The organism is Streptomyces sp. NPDC093071 (genome assembly GCF_044754545.1).
In the GTDB taxonomy this organism is placed as follows: Bacteria; Actinomycetota; Actinomycetes; order Streptomycetales; family Streptomycetaceae; genus Streptomyces.
In genome coordinates, this window is record NZ_JBIVPH010000001.1 from 1,291,670 (window position 1) to 1,309,706 (window position 18,037).

The window sequence follows — 18,037 nt, forward strand, 5'->3', positions numbered from 1 at the left end:
CGCTGCTCGGGTCCACCACCCGTCCAGGTCTCAGGCCACACCTCTGGGGGCGAGCGTCCATGCCTGTCGAACCCGAGCAGTTCCGGAGCATCTTCGGAGCGCTCTCCAGTTCCGTAGCCGTCGTCACCACGGCGGCGGCGGACGGCCCGAAGGGATTCACCTGCACCGCGGTGACCGCGGTGTCCAAGAACCCGCCCCTGCTGCTCGTCTGCGCCGACAGCGGGTCCCACACCCTGCCGGCCATCCTCGACGCGAAGGGCTTCGCGGTGAACTTCCTCGCCGCGGGCCGCGGCGCGCTCGCCGACCGCTTCGCCTCCTCCGACGAGCACAAGTTCACCGGCACGTCCTGGACCCCGTCCCCGCACGCCTGCGGCGCCCCGGTCCTCACCGAGGACGTCGTGGCGGTCGCCGAGTGCCGGCTGCGGACCGCCGAGCTCGTGGGCGACCACTGGGTCCTCGTCGGCAGCATCGAGCACGGCGGCCACGCGCCGGACGCCACCCCCCTGACGTACTACCGCCGGACGTACGACACCCCGTCCGCGCACCGTCTCGTCACCACCCCCTAGGCCCCCGGAGAAGCCATGAAGTTCGGAATCAACCTCTTCCCCACCACCGGGCCCGCCGACAAGGGCGCGGTCGAGCACTTCGACGACGCGCTGCGCCTGGCCGTCCTGGCCGAGGAGCTGGGCTTCCACCACGTGAAGACGGTCGAGCACTACTTCTTCGACTACGGCGGCTACAGCCCCGACCCGGTGACCTTCCTGGCCGCGGCGGCCGCCCGCACCCGGCGGATCCGGCTGGTCACCGGCGCGGTGATCCCGGCCTTCACCCACCCGGTGAAGCTGGCCGGGCAGCTGGCCATGCTGGACAACCTCTCCCACGGCCGGCTCGACGTGGGCTTCGCCCGCGGCTTCCTGCCGGACGAGTTCGCCGCCTTCGAGATCCCGATGGACGAGAGCCGCGAACGGTTCGAGGAGGGCGTCGAGGCGTGCGAGCGCCTCTGGGCGGGCGAGGACGTGGTCTTCAGCGGCCGCTTCCACCGCTTCGGCCCGGTCACCCTGCTGCCCCGCCCGGCCCAGCGCCCGCACCCGAGGGTGCTGGTCGCCGCGTCGATCACCCCGGAGTCCTGCGAGGCGGCGGGCCGGGCCGGACGCGGGCTGATGCTGGTGCCCTCGATCAACAAGCCGGAGCGCACCCGCGAGATGATCGACCTGTACCGGCGGGCCCGCGCGGAGGCCGGGCACGACCCGGCCACCGGCGAGGTCCACCTCAGCTACGGCAGCTACCTCCACGAGGACGCGGCCGCCGCCCGGGAGCTCGGCCGCGGCTACTCGGCCCACACCAACGCCAAGATGGTGAAGGCGGTGTCCGCCTGGGCCCACACCAGCAGCGGCGACTACGAGGGCTACCGGCGCATCGTGGCCAAGGTGAACAGTGCCAACTTCGACAAGCAGGTCGACGAGGGCAAGGCCCTGGTCGGCTCGCCCGAGCAGGTGCGGGCGCAGGTGCGGCAGATCCGGGAGTGGTACGGCGACTGCACGGTCAGCCTCCAGGTGATCTCGGGCAACATGCCGCACGAGGAGTCGGAGCGCACCATGCGGCTGTTCGCCCGGGAGGTGATGCCGGAGTTCACCGCCACCGCCGCCGCCCCGGAGTCCGAGGCGGTGCTCACCGGCTGACCGGTGCCCGTCGTCACCCGGCCATGCCGGCGGTGAGCGTGGCGCCGTCGGCCGGGTCGATCAGGAGGAACGAGCCGGTGCGGCGGGAGCGGGCGTACGGGTCCAGGGGCAGCGGCTCGAAGGTGCGCAGCACCATGGAGCCGATGTCGTTGGCGCCGAGGCTCTCCGGCCGCTCGTGCCGGCCGTCCCGCCGGGTCGGGTCCAGCTTGCCCGGCAGCTCCCCGACCACCGCCCCGACGGTCCGGGTGCCGTGCTTGAGCAGCACCCGGGCCCCGGGCCGGATCGGGCGTTCGTGCAGGTGGCAGACGGTGGCCTCGATGTCCCGCGTGGTGTCCGGCACGGCGTCGCAGGGGGCGATCACGTCCCCCCGGGAGACGTCGACGTCGTCGGCGAGCAGCAGCGTGACGGACTGCGGCGCCCACGCGGTGTCGACAGAACGGCCGAGCAGGTCGATCCCGGTGATCCGCGTCGTACGGCCGGAGGGCAGCACGGTGACGTCGTCCCCGACGCGCAGCACGCCGGCGGCGATCTGCCCGGCGTAGCCCCGGTAGTCGGGGTGTTCGGCGGTCTGCGGCCGGATCACGTACTGCACCGGGAAGCGGGCCGGGAAGAGGGAGGGGTCGGTGCCCACGGGGACGCTTTCGAGGTGCTCCAGGACGGTGGGGCCGCCGTACCAGTCCATCCGGACGGAGGGTTCCACGACGTTGTCTCCGGCGAGTGCGGAGATGGGGATCGCGGTGATCTCCGGGACGCCGAGTTCGGTGGCGTAGGTGGTGAACTCTTCGGCGATGGCGGCGAAGACGGGCTCGGCGTAGTCGACGAGGTCCATCTTGTTGACGGCGAGGACGACGTGGGGGACGCGGAGGAGGGCGGCGACGGCGGCGTGGCGGCGGGTCTGTTCGACGACGCCGTTGCGGGCGTCGACGAGGACGACGGCGAGTTCGGCGGTGGAGGCGCCGGTGACCATGTTGCGGGTGTACTGCACGTGGCCGGGGGTGTCGGCGAGGATGAACCGGCGTCGTGCGGTGGCGAAGTAGCGGTAGGCCACGTCGATGGTGATGCCCTGCTCCCGCTCGGCCCGCAGACCGTCCGTGAGCAGCGCCAGGTCGGGGACCTCGCCGCGCGACGCCCGGACGATCGCCTCCATCTGGTCGGTGAGGATGGACTTGGAGTCGTGCAGCAGCCGGCCGACGAGGGTGGACTTGCCGTCGTCCACCGAGCCGGCGGTCGCGAGACGCAGTGTGTCGACAGTCATCAGAAGTACCCTTCGCGCTTGCGGTCTTCCATCGCGGCTTCGGAGAGTTTGTCGTCGGCCCGGGTGGCGCCGCGTTCGGTGAGCCGGGAGGCGGCGATCTCCGTGATCACCGCGTCCAGCGTGGTGGCGTCGGAGTCGACGGCACCGGTGCAGGACATGTCGCCCACCGTCCGGTAACGGATCAGACGCGTCTGAACGCTCTCGCCGTCCTTCGGCCCGCCCCACTCACCCGCGGTCAGCCACATGCCGTTGCGGGCGAACACCTCGCGCTCGTGCGCGAAGTAGATCTCCGGCAGCTCGATCCCCTCCCGCTGGATGTACTGCCACACGTCCAGCTCCGTCCAGTTGGACAGGGGGAAGACGCGGACGTGTTCGCCGGGGGCGTGGCGGCCGTTGTAGAGCTGCCACAGCTCGGGGCGCTGGCGGCGCGGGTCCCACTGGGAGAACTCGTCGCGCAGGGAGAAAACGCGTTCCTTGGCCCGTGCCTTCTCCTCGTCCCGGCGTCCGCCGCCGAAGACGGCGTCGAACCGGTGCCGCTGGATGGCCTCGGTCAGCGGCACCGTCTGCAGCGGGTTGCGGGTGCCGTCGGGACGCTCGCGCAGGGTGCCGGCGTCGATGTAGTCCTGCACCGAGGCCACGTGCAGCCGCAGCCCGTGCCGGGCGACCGTGCGGTCGCGGTAGTCGATCACCTCGGGGAAGTTGTGCCCGGTGTCGACGTGCAGGAGGGTGAACGGCACCGGGGCCGGGGCGAACGCCTTCAGGGCCAGGTGCAGCATGACGATGGAGTCCTTGCCACCGGAGAACAGGATCACCGGCCGCTCGAACTCCCCCGCCACCTCACGGAAGATGTGCACCGCCTCGGACTCCAGAGAGTCCAGGTGCGACAGCGCGAACGGGGTCTCCGCCGGGGCGGCGACGGGCGCGTACGCGGAAGGGGTGCCGGGGACGGCGGCGACGGTCACAGCAGTTCCCTCTCTACGAGCAGCGCGTGGAGCCGTGCCGCGGACTCCCGCACGGTCTGGTTCTGGGACTCGATCCGCAGGTCGGGCGCCTCGGGAGCCTCATAGGGGTCGTCGACCCCGGTGAGCCCGCTGATCTCGCCCGCCGCCTGCTTCGCGTACAGGCCCTTCACGTCGCGCGCGGCGCACACCTCCACCGGGGCGGCGACGTGCACCTCCAGGAACGGGACGCCGGCGGTCCGGTGCCGCTTGCGGACGGCCTCGCGGCTGTCGGCGTACGGGGCGATGACCGGTACCAGGACCTTCACGCCGTTGCGCGCGAGGACCTCGGCGGCCATGCCGACCCGCCGTACGTGGGTGTCGCGGTCCTCGCGGCCGAAGCCGAGCCCGGCCGAGAGGAAGGCCCGGACCTCGTCGCCGTCGAGGACCTCGACGCGGTGGCCCTCGCCGCGCAGCCGTCCGGCCAGCTCGTACGCGATCGTCGTCTTGCCGGCGCTCGGCAGGCCGGTGAGCCAGATCGTGGCTCCCCGGGTGCACGTGCAGAGGGGGGTGGAGGCGGGACGGTGTGCCGTCACAACCATGGCTTCAGCTCCTCGGCGGGCCCGCCCGGAGGACGGACGGGCCCGCTCACTCGTCGGTCGCTCGTGAGGTGGTCGCTCGTGAAGTCGCTCGGGAGCAACTCGGCTGTGCCCCCAGGGGGTTCAGCCAAGCCGGAGGACGACCTTCCCGTTCACGGACCGGCCCTCCAGCCGTTTCAGCACCTCGGCCGGGTCGTCCCAGGAGGCCGTGGCCGCGACCTGCGGGTCGAGCCGGCCGGCCGCGCAGAGCCCCAGCAGGGTGCCCAGGTCGGCGGCGGGGTCCTGGCGCTCGATCTCGTCGAAGAGGAAGACGTTGTGCAGGGAGACCCCCGGCCTGGCCCGTCCCCAGTCGGGCGGGAGCACCAGCTCGGAGCGGGTGGTGTTCCCGTACACGACGGCGGTCCCGCCGCGCCGGAGGGTGACGAAGGCCCGGGTCAGCACCTCCCCGCCGACGCTGTCGAACAGCACGTCCGAGCCGCCGCCCGCCGCCTCCTCGTAGGTGGCGACGACCTCCGCGCCGAGTTCGGCCAGGCCCCGGCCCCGGTCGGGGGAGCCGGTCCACGCGACGACGCGCGCGCCGGCCGCGGCGGCCAGCTGCACCGCGATCCGGCCGACCCCGCCGCCCGCGCCCGTCACCAGGACGGTGCGGCCGAGGAGCGGGCCCGCCTTGCGGAGCCCGTACCAGGCGGTGAGGGCGGCCACGGGCAGGGCGGCGGCCCGCTCGTCGGTGACGGCGTCGGGGATCGCGGCCAGCCGGGAGACCGGCAGGGCGACCCGCTCCGCCCAGCCGCCGCCGTCGGCGAGGCCGACGACCCGGGTGCCGGGGGCCGGGCCCGAGCCGTCGGCCGCGGCCCGCACGACCGTTCCGGCGACGTCCCAGCCGAGCCGGGTGCCGGCCGGGGAGACGGCGGCGAGGGCCAGCTCGCCCCGGTTGACGGAGGCGGCGCGGACGCGGACGAGCGCCTCGCCGGGTGCCGGCACCGGGTCCGGGACCTCCTCGTGCCGCAGGCCGAACGGGCCTTCGCCGGTGGTGATCAGCGCCTTCATCGGGGGCTCTCCTGACGGCCGGGACGACGGGACGGGGGGAAGGGGGAAGGGGAGGAGGGGGCGGCTACCACGACACGCCCCCGTTGACCTCGAGGACGTGTCCGTTGACGTAGCCGCTGTCCCCGCCGGCGAGGAAGACCGCGGCCTGGGCGACCTCGTCGCCCGTGCCCATCCGGCCGGTGGCGAGCTTGGTGCGGTACTGGGCCCACACCGCCTCGTTGGCGCGCAGTTCGCGGCCCATGCCGTCGTCGATGAAGCCGGGGGCGAGGCAGTTGACGGTGATGCCCTTGGCGGCCAGCTCCAGGGCGCAGACCTTGGTGTACGCCTCCACCGCGGCCTTGGAGGCGCAGTAGGCGGCTCCGCCCCTGACGGGCCGGGAGGCGAGGACGGACGACAGGTTGACGATCCGCCCGGCGGGCGAGTCCTCCAGGTAGGGGACGGCCGCGCGGGTGCAGTTGACGACTCCGCCGAGGTTGGTGCCCATCACCTCGTCCCAGGCCTCGGCCGAGAGCGCCGCCGCCGGGCCGGGCCTGCTGACCCCGGCGTTGGCCACCACGATGTCCAGGCCGTTGAAGCGCTCGTGGGCGGTCCGCATCAGGGCCTCCACCGCCTCGGGGTCGCGGACGTCGGCCGCCACGGCGGCGGCCCGGCCGGGGTGGGCCTCCACCCAGTCCTTGAGCTGGTCGACGGTGCGGGAGGAGGCCACCACCCGGCAGCCCTGGGCCGTGAACGCCTCGGCGATGCGCCGCCCGAGGCCGCGTCCGGCGCCGGTGACGACGGCCACGCGCCCGTCGAGGCGCGGTCCGGTGAGTCTCATGCGTCTCCTCAGAGCTGAAGGGGGGGAAGGGACGGGTGGGACGGGTGGGACAGGTAGGTGGGACGGGCGGGGGCGGGTCCGGCGCGGGCCGGTCAGAGCTTGGTCGCGGCTCCGCCGTCGACCGGCAGCACCACGCCGGTCGCGAAGGCCCCCTCGGGGCGGGCCATGGTGACGATCCACCAGGCGATCTCCTCGGGCTGTCCGATGCGGCCCATCGGCACCCCGGCCTTCTGGGCGGCGCGCAGCCGGGCGATCTGCTCGTCGTCGAGGCCGGAGGCGCGGGCGATGCCGGTCTCCACGGGCCCCGGGGAGACCGAGACGACCCGGACCCCGTGCGGCGCCTGCTCGACGGCCCAGGTGCGGGTGAGGAAGTCGAGACCGGCCTTGGTCGCGCCGTACACCGAGCTGCCCGCCCAGCCGCGGACGGCCGCGGAGGCGCTGACGTTGACGACGACGCCGCCGGCGGTGCGCAGGTGCGGCAGCGCGGCCTGGGTGAGCAGCAGCGGGGCGAGCAGGTTGGTGGCGATCTGCTCCTCGGCGATCGTCCGGTCGACGTCCTCCAGCGGCTGCCGCTTGACCACGGCGGCGTTGTTGACGAGGACGTCGACGCCGCCGAGTTCGGTGACGGCGGTGCGCACGATCTCCTCGGGGGCGCCCGGCGCGGTGATGTCGAGCGCCAGGTACCGGATCGCGGGCCGGCCGTGCGCGGCCTCCTTCAGCGCCGTCTCGTCCCTGCCGACGATCAGGACGTCGTGGTCCTCGTCGGCGAAGGCGTGGGCGGCGGCCCGGCCGATGCCGGTGCCTCCGCCGGTGATCACCACGGAGCGGCGGTCGTTTCCGGACTGTCCCATCAGTGCACTCCTCCGGGTCCTCGGCGTGGATCCTCCAGCGGTCCTCCGTTCGCGAGAACACATCAAGAGACTACACCCAAACTCTGCACACACAACAATAAAGTCTTGAGAGTCTCTATCGGGAGCCCAGCGCTCCCCGCTCCGGCGTCGACGGCCCGTCCAGGAGGACTTGGCAGCCTCGGAAATCGTCACGAGACACCACACCGGCACGCGACACCACACCGGCGGACGGAACGAGGAGCGGTATGAGGTTCGGCATCCTGTACTTCCCGACGGCAGGGCCCGGGGAAAAGAACCCGGCCGAGTACTACGACGAGGGGCTGCGCCTGGTCCGGCTGGCCGAGGAGCTGGGCTACTTCCAGCTGAAGGTGGTGGAGCACCACTTCTTCGACTACGGCGGCTACAGCCCCTCCCCCACCACGTTCCTCGCCGCCGCGGCCGCGGTGACCGACCGGATCAGGATCGGCACCGGCGCCGTGATCCCGGCCTTCGCGCACCCGATCAAGCTGGCGGGCCAGCTGGCCATGCTGGACAACATCTCGCACGGCCGGCTCGACGTCGGCTTCGGCCGGGGCTTCCTGCCCGACGAGTTCGCCGCGTTCGGCATCCCCATGGACGAGAGCCGCGAGCGGTTCGAGGAGGGCGCCGAGGCCTGCGTGCGGCTGTGGACGGAGGAGGACGTCGTCTTCGAGGGCTCCTTCCACCGCTTCGGCCCGGTCACCCTGCTGCCCCGCCCGGCCCAGCTGCCGCACCCGCCGGTGTTCTCCGCCGTGACCACCAGCGTCGACTCCTGCGCCGCCGCCGGACGGGCGGGCCGGGGCCTCCAGATCATCGCCGCGGTCTCCCCCACCGAGCGGGTCCAGGAGCTGATCGCCGCCTATCGCAAGGGCCGGGTGGACGCCGGCCTGGAGCCCGACACCGGCCGGATCGAGCTCAGTTACCCCTGCTACGTGGCCGAGGACGGTGACAGCGCCCGCGCCGCGGGCCGCCGACTGGAGGGCGTGTACGGCGAGAAGATCTCCGCGGCCACGCTGTCCTGGGCGGGCACCCGCAGCTCCGCCTACCCGGGGTACGAGAAGCTCGCCGACGCCGCGACCCGCGGCTCCTCCGACTTCGACGACCGGGTCGAGGCGGGGCGGGTGCTCGCGGGCGACCCGGCCGAGGTCGCCGCCCAGATCGAGCGGATCGCCGGCTGGTACGGCGAGGACGTCGACCTCACCCTCACCACCCACTCCGGGCACGTGTCCTACGAGGAGTCGGCGCGCGCGCTCACCCTCTTCGCCGAGGAGGTCGCCCCCCGGCTGCCCTTCGCCCGGCTGATCGCGGAGGAGCGATGACCACGGCCCACACCGCTCCCGCACGGGCCGGGGCCGCCGGGGATCCCCCCGCCGCCTCCCCGCTGCGCTGGTGGGCCCTCGCGGCCCTGGCCGCCGCCCAGCTCACCCTGGTGATGGAGATGAACCTGGTGCCGGTGGCGCTCCCCTCGGTGCAGCGGGAGCTCGGGCTGACCGGCGCGGAGCGGGCCCTGGTGGTCTCCGCATACACCCTGGCCTTCGGGCTGCTGTTCCTGCCCGCCGGGCGGCTCTCGGAACGCCTGGGCAGGCGCCGCGCGTTCGTCACCGGTCTGGCCGGCTTCGGCGCCGCCTCCCTGCTGACCGGTACGGCCGACGGCTCCGGCGAACTGCTCGTCCTGCGCGCCCTGCAGGGCGCGTTCGGGGCGCTCGCCCTCGCCCCGGCCAGCATGGCGCTGCTCGCCAGGACCTTCCCCGACCCGCGCGAACGGGTCACCGCCATCGGCGTGTTCACCGCCGTGGCGGGCGGCGGGGGCGGGCTCGGCGTCCTGTTCGGCGGTCTGCTGACCGAGCACGCGAGCTGGCGGTGGTGCATGTACGGGCTCGCTCCGCTCGCCGTGTTCGCGGTCGCGGTCGCGCTGTACGCGATCCCGGCGGACGAACCGGCCGGGCCCCGCACCACGGGGCCGCTGCTCCCCCTCCGGGTGCTGCGGGACCGCACCAGGGCCGGGGTCTTCCTGGCCGTGTTCGCCGCGAACATCGGCACCTTCGGCGGCTTCACGGTGATCAGCTACACGCTCCAGGAGGGTGCGGGCTGGTCCCCGACCGGGGCGGGTCTGGCGATCCTGCCGCTGGCGGCGGTGGTCGTGGCGAACTCGGTGTTCGGCGCGCCCCTGCTGCTGCGGACGCTCACCCCGAAGGCCCTCCTCGCCTCGGGCACCGCGCTCGTCGCGGCGGCCACCGCCTGGCTCGCCGCGGCCGGGCCCGGCACCCCGTACGCCACGGGCGTGCTGCCCTCGGTGCTGCTGATGGGCTTCGGGATCACCTGGATCATGATCTCGGCGAACGGCACCCTCGCCCAGCGGACCGGGCCCCGGGACATGGCGACGGCGGGCGGGATGGTCAACATCACCACCCAGCTCGGCGGGGCCGTGGGCGTCCCGCTGATGCTGGGCCTCGACCCCCGTACGGGCGCGCTGACGGCCGGCGCCCTGATCGCCGCGGCCGCCGTCCTGGTGGCGTTCCTGGTGGACGCCCCGCGCCTGCGCGGGAAGGAGGGCGGGGGCGGGGGCGGTCACTGACGACGGCGTGACGGGTCCGGAAGGACGCCGTGGTGGGTTCGCGGGAAGGTTTCCCGTCCTCGGGAAGGCTTCTCGTCCGTGAGGGAGGCTTCCCGTCGAACCCATCACAGTCTCCATCGAGAGTAGACTGACGATCTCTCGAGGAGGCGCAGAATGAGCGAATACGTCATCGTCATCACTCCGACCGGCAGCGACGGGGAGCCGGACCTCACCGGCCCCCAGACCACCGTACGGGTCGACACCACGGACGGGCCCCGCATCGTGGAGCTCACCGTGCGTGCCGCGGGTGGGGCGGGACTGCACAACCGCGCGCTTCCCACCGTCGACTTCGACCTGCTGGTCCGTGCCATCAGCCCCGGTTCGGCCGCCCCGGCGGCGCAGCCCGCGCCCGCCGCCCCCGTTCCCCTCGCCCCGGTCGCCCCGGCGGCTCCCGCAACCTCCGCCGAGGACCGTCCGCGGCCCTACCGGAAGATGCCCGACACCGACGTGGTCGTGGCGGCCTACGGGGAACTCGGCGGAAGCGTCGGCGCCGTCGCCAAGCGGTTCGGTGTGCCGCGCCACACCGCGCAGGCCTGGGTGAGCAGACTGCGCAAGCAGGGCAGCATCGACTGAGAGGGCTTTCCGCATGAGACTCGCCGACATCGCACGGGCGTCCCGGGACATCGGCGCCGCCTCCGCGCGCACCGAGAAGGTCGCGCTGCTGGCCGAGCTGTTCCGGGCGGCCGAACCGGCCGACGCCCCCATCGTGATCATGTACATGGCCGGGCGACTGCCGCAGCGCAGGATCGGCGTCGGCTGGAACACCCTCAAGGAGCGGCGGGAACCCGCCGCCGAGCCACGGCTCGGGGTGCGGGAGGTCGACGCGCTCCTCGGCCGGATCGCCGCCGTGTCCGGCAAGGGCGCCCAGGGCGAGCGCAAGCGGCTCCTCGACGAGCTGATGGGCGCCGCCACCGAGGAGGAGCAGCTCTTCCTCTTCCGGCTGATCAGCGGCGAGTTGCGGCAGGGCGCCCTCGACGCCGTGGCCGTGGAGGGCCTCGCCTCGGCCGCCGGGGCGCCGGTCGCCGACGTCCGGCAGGCGGTCATGCTGAGCGGTTCGCCGGCCGCCGTCGCCGAGGTGCTGCTCGCCGAGGGCCCGTCCGCCCTCGCCGGGTTCCGGCTCACGGTGGGGCGCCCGGTCCTGCCGATGCTGGCCCACACCGCCAAGGACGTCGACGAGGCCCTCGACCGGACGGGCCCCTGCGCCCTGGAGGAGAAGCTCGACGGCATCCGCGTCCAGGTGCACCGCGACGGCGACGAGGTGCGCGTCTTCACCCGTACGCTCGCCGACATCACCGGCCGGACCCCCGAGGTGGTGGCGCTGGCCCGTGCGCTGCCGGTGCGCCAGGTGGTGCTCGACGGGGAGCTGCTGGCCTTCGACGAGCGGGGGCGGCCCCGGCCCTTCCAGGAGACGTCCGGACGGACCGGCTCCACCCTCGACGTGGCCGGGGCGCGGACGGCGGTGCCGCTCTCCCCGGTCTTCTTCGAGGTGCTGTACGCCGACGGCGAGGACCTGCTCGCCACCCCGGCCGCCGAGCGGCGCGCGCTGCTCGACCGGCTGGTGCCCGAGGCACAGCGCGTGCGCCGGCTCGTAGTGGCGGACCCCGCCGACCCCGGGGAGCGCGTGGCGGCGACGGCGTTCGCCGCGGAGGCGCTGGAGCGGGGCCACGAGGGCGTGGTCGTGAAGTCCCTCGACGCGGTCTACAGCGCGGGGCGCCGGGGCACCTCCTGGCTGAAGGTGAAGCCGGTGCACACCCTGGACCTGGTGGTCCTGGGCGCCGAGTGGGGCCACGGCCGGCGCACCGGGACGCTCTCCAACCTGCACCTGGGGGCGCGGACGGCCGACGGCTCCTTCGCCATGCTGGGCAAGACGTTCAAGGGCCTGACCGACGCCCTGCTCGCCTGGCAGACCGAGCGGCTGCGGAAGCTGACGGTCACGGAGGAGCCCTGGGGGGTCGCCGTACGTCCCGAACTGGTCGTCGAGATCGCCTTCGACGGCGTCCAGCGCTCCACCCGCTACCCGGCGGGCGTCACCCTCCGCTTCGCCCGCGTGGTCCGCTACCGCGAGGACAAGCTCCCCGCGGACGCGGACACGGTGGAAACGGTGACGGCCCTGCTGCCCTGACCCGGCGGGTCCACTGCCGGACCCGGGCCCACCGCCGGACCCGGGCCCACCGCCGGATCCGGGTTCGCCGTCGGACCCGGGTCCACCGCCGGATGCAGGTCCACCGTCGGATCCAGGTCCGCTGTCGGGCCCGGCGGCGGGGCGGTGCGCAGCCCCCGCGCCGCCTCCTCCTCCGCGACCGCCCGGAGCACCAGCGTCCAGGCCTCGCTCAGACAGGAGGAGAGCTCCGGGTACGGGGCGCCGCTCCACGCGGCCGCCTCGATCCCGGCGATCATCCCCGCCACGAGCGTCCGTGCGGCGTCCTCCGCCACGCCGCGCCGCAACGCTCCCTCCTCGGCGGCCCGCGCGAGCAGCCGCCCCGCCGCCGCCACGCACACCAGGTGGTAGTTGAGCACCGGTCTCTCCCCGTCGGCGCGTTCGCGCCCGAGCCGGAAGCTGGCCCGCACGACCGGCTCGCCCGTCGCCCATACGGCCAGGGCGTGGGTGGTGTCGATCAGCGACTGCAGCGCCGGCCGCCCGTCGCGGCGGAGGGCGAGGACCGTCTCGTCGAGGAGCAGGCAGCCGCTCTCCTGGACCGCCGCGGCCAGTTCCTGCTTGCTCGCGAAGTGGAAGTACAGCGCCCCCTTGGTCACCCCGGCGACCCGGCTGATGTCCCCCAGCCGCGCCTCGGCGTACCCGTACCGGTCGAAGAGCTCCGCGGCGGCGCCGACGAGCCGGGCCCGGGTGCGCTCGGATCGCTCCTGCATCGTCCCCTCACCCCACCCGTATGAGACGGCGGCCGTCCGCCTCCGGCACGTCGAGGAGCTTGGGCGAGGCGGTGAGCACCGCGTGCTGGAGCTCGCGGAGCTGTTCCGAGGGCTCCAGGCCGAGTTCGTGGACCAGGGTGCCCCGCAGCCGCTGGTAGACGCCGAGCGCCTCGGTGCGCCGGCTGGAGCGGTACAGCGCGAGCATCAGGTGCGCGTGCAGGTTCTCGTGGGTGCGGTGCTGCTGCACCAGCACGCTCAGCTCACCGATGAGTTCGCGGTGGCGGCCCTGCCGCAGGTCCAGTTCGATGCGGTGCTCCTGCACGCACAGGCGCGCCTCCTCCAGCCGCCTGGCCTCCAGGGCGAGGAGCGCCCCGGCCTGTACGTCCCCGAAGGCGGGGCCCCTCCACAGTCCGAGCGCCGCGCGCAGGGCCCGCGCCGCCGTGTCGTCGTCGCGGTCGGCGAGGGCCTGGAAGGCCGTGCCGGACAGGCGCTCGAACTCCTGGGCGTCGCTGGTGCCGTTCCCCCGGTCGAGCAGGTACCCGCCGGGCCGCGTCACCAGGATCCGCTTCGCGTCCCCGGCGGACCCGCCGCCGGCTTCGAGGGCCGCGCCGACGGCTCCGCGCAGCTGCATCACGTACGTCTGCAGCGTCGCCTGGGCGCTCCTCGGCGGCTTCGCCCCCCACAGCTCACCGATCAGCGCCCCCACGGACACGACCTGGCCCGCGTGCACCGCGAGCGTGGCCAGCAGCTGGCGCGGTTTCGACGCGGACGGTGCCACCGGAACCCCGCCCACCCGTACGTCGAACATACCGAGAACCTTCAGGTCCATCGCTTCTCCTCTCCACTCCGTCGAGGCTTCCAAAAGGCGTTCTCCAGGGCCAGTGCAGGGCTCCTCGGGCGAGGGTGAGGCACACCCGGAACGACCATGAGAACTTCACACGAGGCTCATGAGCCAGGCACCTGCCCACGGCCCTCGACCGGAGGACAGACTCCTGCCACCGCCGCAGGGTGCGGCGGAACCGTCCGAGGGGGAGTCATGAACATCACGCACGCCGTCGCCACCGCCGCCGTCGCCACCGCTCCCGCCGTGTACGAGGAACTCGTCGTGGAGGAGCTGGTCCCGCAGACCGCCGAGCAGTTCCAGCCGGGAACCTGCATCTGCTGGGTCGACGTCTACGGCGACTGAGGCGCCGGGAAAGCGTTCCGGAATTCCACCGTCGCCGCGCGCCCGCCGGCCGTTCCGTGGCCGTGACCGAACGGCCCGGGCGCGCGACGCGTACGCACGCCGAAGCGAAAGTTCCCGTCTCACGCGTCAAGGGGGAAGCAGTGATGGATGAACGGACCGGCAGAGCGGGTCTCGCCTTCAAACCCCACCTCAAGCCGGAGGTCGTCCCCGGTGAGGGGGTGTACCTCGTGTCGGAACGCGGCGTGACGGCGCTGCGGGGCCCGGGCGTCACCGCCCTCGCGCCCCTGCTCGACGGGACCCGCAGCCTCGACCGGCTGGTGGCCGACGCGGGGCGGACGATCCCCGCGCAGCAGGCGGAACGGATCGTCTCCGGGCTGCTGACGGCCGGGCTGCTCGACGACCGGGACCCGTCGGCGGCGGGACCGGCCGCCGAGCGGGCGTTCTGGGAGCTGGCCGGGATGGACGGCGTGGCCGCCACCCGGCGCACCGCCGGCACCCCGGTGGAGGTCGTCGGCGTCGGGGAGGCGAGCCGCGCGAGCGTCGCGGAACTGTCCGACGCGCTCGCGGCGTCGGGCGTCCGGCTGCACCGTCCGGGGACCCCGGGGGCCGCGACCGCCACGGGTGCCGCCGCCGCTCCCGGTCTCGCCCTCGTCGTCTGCGACGACTACACCGACCCGGCGCTCGGCGCGGTCGACGCCGCCCACCGGGCGTCCGGGGTGCCGTGGCTGCTGGTCCGGTTCGTGGGCGAACAGCCGTGGATCGGGCCGGTGTTCCGACCGGGCGAGGGCCCCTGCTGGACCTGCGTCACGGACGCGCTGCGCCGCAACCGGCCGGCCGAGACCTATCTGGACCGGGCGCTGGGCCGGCGCGCCTTCACCCCGCCCTCGTCGCTGGCCGCGGGCCGCGCCGCCGGGCTGCACCTGGCGGCCCTGGAGGCCGTCAAGTGGCTCGCCGGGCACCGCCATTCCGGCCAGGACGCCATCTGGCGGCTCGACACGCTCACCCTGGCCGGCCGCCACCACCCGGTGCGCCGCCGCCCGCAGTGCCCGGCGTGCGGGGACCCCGGGATCGTCGCCCGCCGGGCCGCCGCCCCGCCGGTCCTGCGCAGCCGCCCCAAGGCGGCCGTGGACTGCGGCGACCGGTGGCTGCCGCCGGAGGAGATGCTGCGCCGGTACGGGCACCTGGTGGACCCGCTGACCGGCGTCGTCAAGGAGGTGCGGCGCGACAGCCGGGGCCCCGAGTTCCTCAACTGCTTCCACGCCGGGCACAATCCGGTGCACGCGCCGGACGGGCTCTCCTCCGTGCGGGCGGGGCTGCGCAGCACCAGCTCCGGCAAGGGCACCACGGCGCTCCACGCCCGGGTCAGCGCCCTGTGCGAGGCGGTCGAGCGGCACAGCGGCTTCTTCCAGGGCGACGAGCCGACGCTCCGCGCCTCCTACCGGGAGGTCGCCGACCGCGCCGTGCACCCGGACGCGGTGCAGCTCTTCCACCCGCGCCAGTTCGAGGACCGCGCGGCGTGGAACGCCGCGCACGGCCCGGCGCACCGGATCTGCGAGCCCGTGGACGATTCCGTACCGCTGGACTGGACGCCGGTGTGGTCGCTGACCGGGGGCCGGCAGCGGCTGCTGCCGACGTCGATGCTGTACTACAACGCCCCCCGGACCCCCGGGAGCCGGTTCGCCTCGGCGAACTCCAACGGCTCCGCGGCGGGCAGCTGCGTCGAGGACGCGATCGTCCAGGGCTTCCTGGAGCTGGTCGAGCGGGACGCCGTCGGCCTGTGGTGGTACAACCGCACCCGGCAGCCGGCGGTCGACCTGGGGGCGTTCGACGAGCCGTGGATCCGCGAGGTGCGGGAGGGCCACGCCGACCTGCACCGGGAGCTGTGGGCCCTGGACCTCACCAGCGACCTCGGCGTGCCGGTCTTCGCGGCGCTCTCGCGGCGCACCGACAAGCCCGGGGAGGACATCACGCTGGGGTTCGGCGCGCACTTCGACCCCCGGCTCGCGCTGCGCCGGGCGCTGGCGGAGGTCAACCAGATGCTGCCGCCCGTGGCGCGGGTGCGGGCGGACGGCACCGGGTACTCCTGCGACGACCCGGCCGCGCTGTCCTGGTGGCAGGGCGCCACCGTGGCGAACCAGCCGTACCTGCTGCCCGATCCGGCGCTCCCGGCTGCCGTCCCCGGCTCCCGCGCGCCGGTCCGCCGCGGGGACCTGCGGGAGGACGTGGCGGCGATCGGGGAGCTCGTCGCCGCGCACGGCATGGAGCTGCTGGTCCTCGACCAGACGCGCCCCGACGTCGGGCTGCCGGTGGTGAAGGTGGTCGTGCCGGGGCTGCGGACCTTCTGGACGCGGTTCGGCCCGGGGCGGCTCTACGACGTCCCGGTGCGGCTCGGCCGGCTGTCCGCCTCCACCCGCTACGAGGACCTCAACCCGGTCCCGCTGTTCCTTTGACTCCGTAGAAACCCGTGTTCCCGCAAGAGAGGTCCTGAGCCGTGCCCCCATCCCCATGGCCCCCCGCCGGGTCGGAAGCCGGTCCGGTCGAGTTGTGGTCACTGCGCCAGGACACCCTGCTGGAACTGCCCGACGAGCCCACCGGGAACCCGCGGGCGAGCGGCTTCCCCGACGGGGCGGCGCTGCTGTCGACCCGCTGGGGCGAGACCCGCCTGCCGATCACGGACCCGGTGGTCCTCCTCGCCCTGGAGCGCCTGTCGTACGGACCGGTGTCGCTGGACAACGTGGTGGCGGGCATCAGCGCGCCGGACGGGCCGGGGAGCCCGGAGCGGGACGTCCTGGCGCCCCTCCTGCGGTCCATGGAGAACGTCCTGGTGCGTTCGCTGGCCACGAAGGACGGCAGGACGCTGCTCTCGGTGGTCCCGATCTCCCGGTACGCGCGCTTCCGGCCGGCCGCCACGCCCGCGGGGGCCGTCCTGCGGCTCTCCCGCTTCGCCGCGATGCGCACCCACGAGGACGGCCTGTGCATCGAGTCGCCGCTCTCGGGGCAGCGCGTGGTCCTGCACCGGCCCCGCTCGGCCTGGCTGGTGAGCTGTTTCGCCCGCCCCTCCACCCCGGAGGAGGCGGCGGGGCGGCTGCGGATGCCGGTGGACACCGTGCGCCGGGCCGTGTCGTACCTGGAGGCGTCGGGCATGGTGGTCAGGGGGACCCCGGGGGCGACCGCGAAGGAGCCGTACGCCTTCGCCGAGGACCACGATCCCGCGCTGCTGCCGTGGTCGCCGCACGACCTGATGCTGCACTCCCGCAGCCGGGAGGGCCGCCACGACGACCCGGTGGGCGCCACGGACGGCTTCGCGGAGGTGCTGGCGGCGGAGCCCGTCGTCGCCCGTCCCCACCCGGGCCCGGACCAGGTGCCGCTGCCCGTGCCCGAGCTCGACCGGGTCCTCGACCGCGATCCGCCCTTCACCGTGGCCCTGGAGGCGCGCCGCTCGGTGCGCGACTACGGCGAACGCCCCCTGGACCTGGACCTGTTGGGCGAGCTGCTGTACCGCTCGGCGCGCGTGCGGTCCATGGGGGACTTCCGGTCCGACGACGGCGAGTCGGTCCTCACCAGCCGCCCGTACCCGAGCACGGGCGGCGCGTACGCGCTGGAGCTGTACCTGACGGTGAGCAGGTGCACGGGTCTGGAGCGGGGCACGTACCACTACGACCCGGTGGAACACGCCCTGACCCGGGTGGAGATGGCGGCGGAGAGCCTGGACGAGCTGCTGGCCGGGGCGCGCGCGACGGCCGGTCTGACGGCCGAGCCGCACGTGCTGATCACCATGACGGCGCGGTTCCGCCGGATGACGCTGAAGTACAGCGGACTCGCGTACAGCGGGCTGCTCAAGGACGTGGGGGTGCTCCAGCAGACGCTGTACCTGGTGTCCACGGCGATGGGTCTGGGGCCGTGCGCGCTGGCCACCGGCGACAGCGACCTGTCCGCGCACGCGCTCGGCCTGGACTGGCGCACCGAGTCGGCCGTGGGCGAGTTCGTCCTGGGCACGCTGCCCTCCGCTCCGGGGGCGGACGGCCCGTCGTCGGCCGGGGTGGAGGTGCGCGGATACGACTGGCACGTCCGCTGCACCGAGGAACTGCGGCGCAGCCTCGCGCGGGCCGGCGAATGACGGCCCGCTGAGGAACGTGTGCTTCCGGCCACGGAGCGCCCGGTACTA

17 protein-coding genes are annotated in these 18,037 nt (G+C 74.2%); 9 read left to right on the top strand and 8 right to left on the bottom strand.

All coding sequences use genetic code 11. The features are described 5' to 3' along the window. The first annotated feature begins 59 nt into the window (after nt 1-59). The gene (locus tag ACIQD7_RS05375) at nt 60-566 is read left to right on the top strand and encodes a flavin reductase family protein (protein WP_161372603.1); all 507 of its coding nucleotides are present in this window, start codon (nt 60-62) and stop codon (nt 564-566) included. A gap of 15 nt (nt 567-581) precedes the next feature. Then, complete coding sequence (locus ACIQD7_RS05380; protein WP_121831491.1) at nt 582-1,679, top strand: LLM class flavin-dependent oxidoreductase; 1,098 nt, start codon at nt 582-584, stop codon at nt 1,677-1,679. 13 nt (nt 1,680-1,692) lie between these two features. On the opposite strand, the gene ACIQD7_RS05385 is transcribed toward ACIQD7_RS05380, so the two are convergent. The 6 genes from ACIQD7_RS05385 to ACIQD7_RS05410 form a co-directional block, all read right to left on the bottom strand. Beyond that, nucleotides 1,693-2,934, bottom strand: a complete 1,242-nt coding sequence (locus ACIQD7_RS05385) for a sulfate adenylyltransferase subunit 1 (RefSeq protein WP_402439525.1) — start codon at nt 2,932-2,934, stop codon at nt 1,693-1,695. After that, nucleotides 2,934-3,821, bottom strand: coding sequence for a sulfate adenylyltransferase subunit CysD (cysD, locus tag ACIQD7_RS05390; RefSeq protein WP_402439721.1), 888 nt, complete (start codon nt 3,819-3,821; stop codon nt 2,934-2,936). The genes ACIQD7_RS05385 and cysD overlap by 1 nt, the downstream gene beginning before the upstream one ends. A 71-nt stretch (nt 3,822-3,892) precedes the next feature. Next, nucleotides 3,893-4,474: an adenylyl-sulfate kinase gene (gene cysC, locus ACIQD7_RS05395; protein ID WP_402439527.1), complete on the bottom strand. Its 582-nt coding sequence runs from the start codon at nt 4,472-4,474 to the stop codon at nt 3,893-3,895. 120 nt (nt 4,475-4,594) lie between these two features. Continuing rightward, entirely contained in the window at nt 4,595-5,518 is a 924-nt protein-coding gene (locus tag ACIQD7_RS05400) for a zinc-binding dehydrogenase (RefSeq protein WP_402439529.1), read from the bottom strand. A 64-nt stretch (nt 5,519-5,582) separates the two neighbouring features. After that, the gene (locus ACIQD7_RS05405; protein WP_390757486.1) at nt 5,583-6,335 is read right to left on the bottom strand and encodes an SDR family NAD(P)-dependent oxidoreductase; all 753 of its coding nucleotides are present in this window, start codon (nt 6,333-6,335) and stop codon (nt 5,583-5,585) included. Nucleotides 6,336-6,427: 92 nt separating this feature from the next. Next, on the bottom strand, nt 6,428-7,186 hold the full coding sequence (locus ACIQD7_RS05410) for an SDR family NAD(P)-dependent oxidoreductase (RefSeq protein ID WP_402439532.1): 759 nt from the start codon (nt 7,184-7,186) through the stop codon (nt 6,428-6,430). A 245-nt stretch (nt 7,187-7,431) separates the two neighbouring features. Here ACIQD7_RS05410 and ACIQD7_RS05415 point away from each other — a divergent pair, with 245 nt between their 5' ends. The 4 genes from ACIQD7_RS05415 (at nt 7,432) to ACIQD7_RS05430 (ending at nt 11,940) form a co-directional block, all read left to right on the top strand. Continuing rightward, nucleotides 7,432-8,523 carry an LLM class flavin-dependent oxidoreductase gene (locus ACIQD7_RS05415; RefSeq protein ID WP_121830644.1) on the top strand — a complete coding sequence of 364 codons (1,092 nt, stop codon included), beginning with the start codon at nt 7,432-7,434 and terminating at the stop codon, nt 8,521-8,523. Continuing rightward, the gene (locus ACIQD7_RS05420) at nt 8,520-9,779 is read left to right on the top strand and encodes an MFS transporter (protein WP_402439534.1); all 1,260 of its coding nucleotides are present in this window, start codon (nt 8,520-8,522) and stop codon (nt 9,777-9,779) included. The genes ACIQD7_RS05415 and ACIQD7_RS05420 overlap by 4 nt, the downstream gene beginning before the upstream one ends. A gap of 153 nt (nt 9,780-9,932) precedes the next feature. Continuing rightward, nucleotides 9,933-10,391, top strand: coding sequence for a hypothetical protein (locus ACIQD7_RS05425; protein WP_402439536.1), 459 nt, complete (start codon nt 9,933-9,935; stop codon nt 10,389-10,391). Between the two features lie 13 nt (nt 10,392-10,404). Continuing rightward, nucleotides 10,405-11,940 (top strand): ATP-dependent DNA ligase, encoded by a 1,536-nt coding sequence (locus tag ACIQD7_RS05430; protein WP_402439538.1) that lies wholly within the window; start codon nt 10,405-10,407, stop codon nt 11,938-11,940. Here the strand turns inward: ACIQD7_RS05430 and ACIQD7_RS05435 are convergent. Together ACIQD7_RS05435 and ACIQD7_RS05440 are read right to left on the bottom strand one after the other, a co-directional pair. Beyond that, nucleotides 11,874-12,686, bottom strand: coding sequence for a ScbR family autoregulator-binding transcription factor (locus tag ACIQD7_RS05435; RefSeq protein ID WP_402439540.1), 813 nt, complete (start codon nt 12,684-12,686; stop codon nt 11,874-11,876). The two genes, ACIQD7_RS05430 and ACIQD7_RS05435, sit on opposite strands and share 67 nt — an antisense overlap. Before the next feature lie 7 nt (nt 12,687-12,693). Continuing rightward, complete coding sequence (locus tag ACIQD7_RS05440) at nt 12,694-13,515, bottom strand: AfsR/SARP family transcriptional regulator (protein WP_121830649.1); 822 nt, start codon at nt 13,513-13,515, stop codon at nt 12,694-12,696. 207 nt (nt 13,516-13,722) lie between these two features. Between ACIQD7_RS05440 and ACIQD7_RS05445 the strand changes: the two genes are divergently transcribed. The 3 genes from ACIQD7_RS05445 (at nt 13,723) to ACIQD7_RS05455 (ending at nt 17,989) form a co-directional block, all read left to right on the top strand. Then, nucleotides 13,723-13,872, top strand: coding sequence for a hypothetical protein (locus ACIQD7_RS05445; protein WP_163013837.1), 150 nt, complete (start codon nt 13,723-13,725; stop codon nt 13,870-13,872). Between the two features lie 143 nt (nt 13,873-14,015). Next, the gene (locus ACIQD7_RS05450; protein WP_402439542.1) at nt 14,016-16,322 is read left to right on the top strand and encodes a TOMM precursor leader peptide-binding protein; all 2,307 of its coding nucleotides are present in this window, start codon (nt 14,016-14,018) and stop codon (nt 16,320-16,322) included. A 41-nt stretch (nt 16,323-16,363) separates the two neighbouring features. Continuing rightward, nucleotides 16,364-17,989: a SagB family peptide dehydrogenase gene (locus ACIQD7_RS05455; RefSeq protein WP_402439544.1), complete on the top strand. Its 1,626-nt coding sequence runs from the start codon at nt 16,364-16,366 to the stop codon at nt 17,987-17,989. The last annotated feature ends 48 nt before the right edge of the window (nt 17,990-18,037 follow it).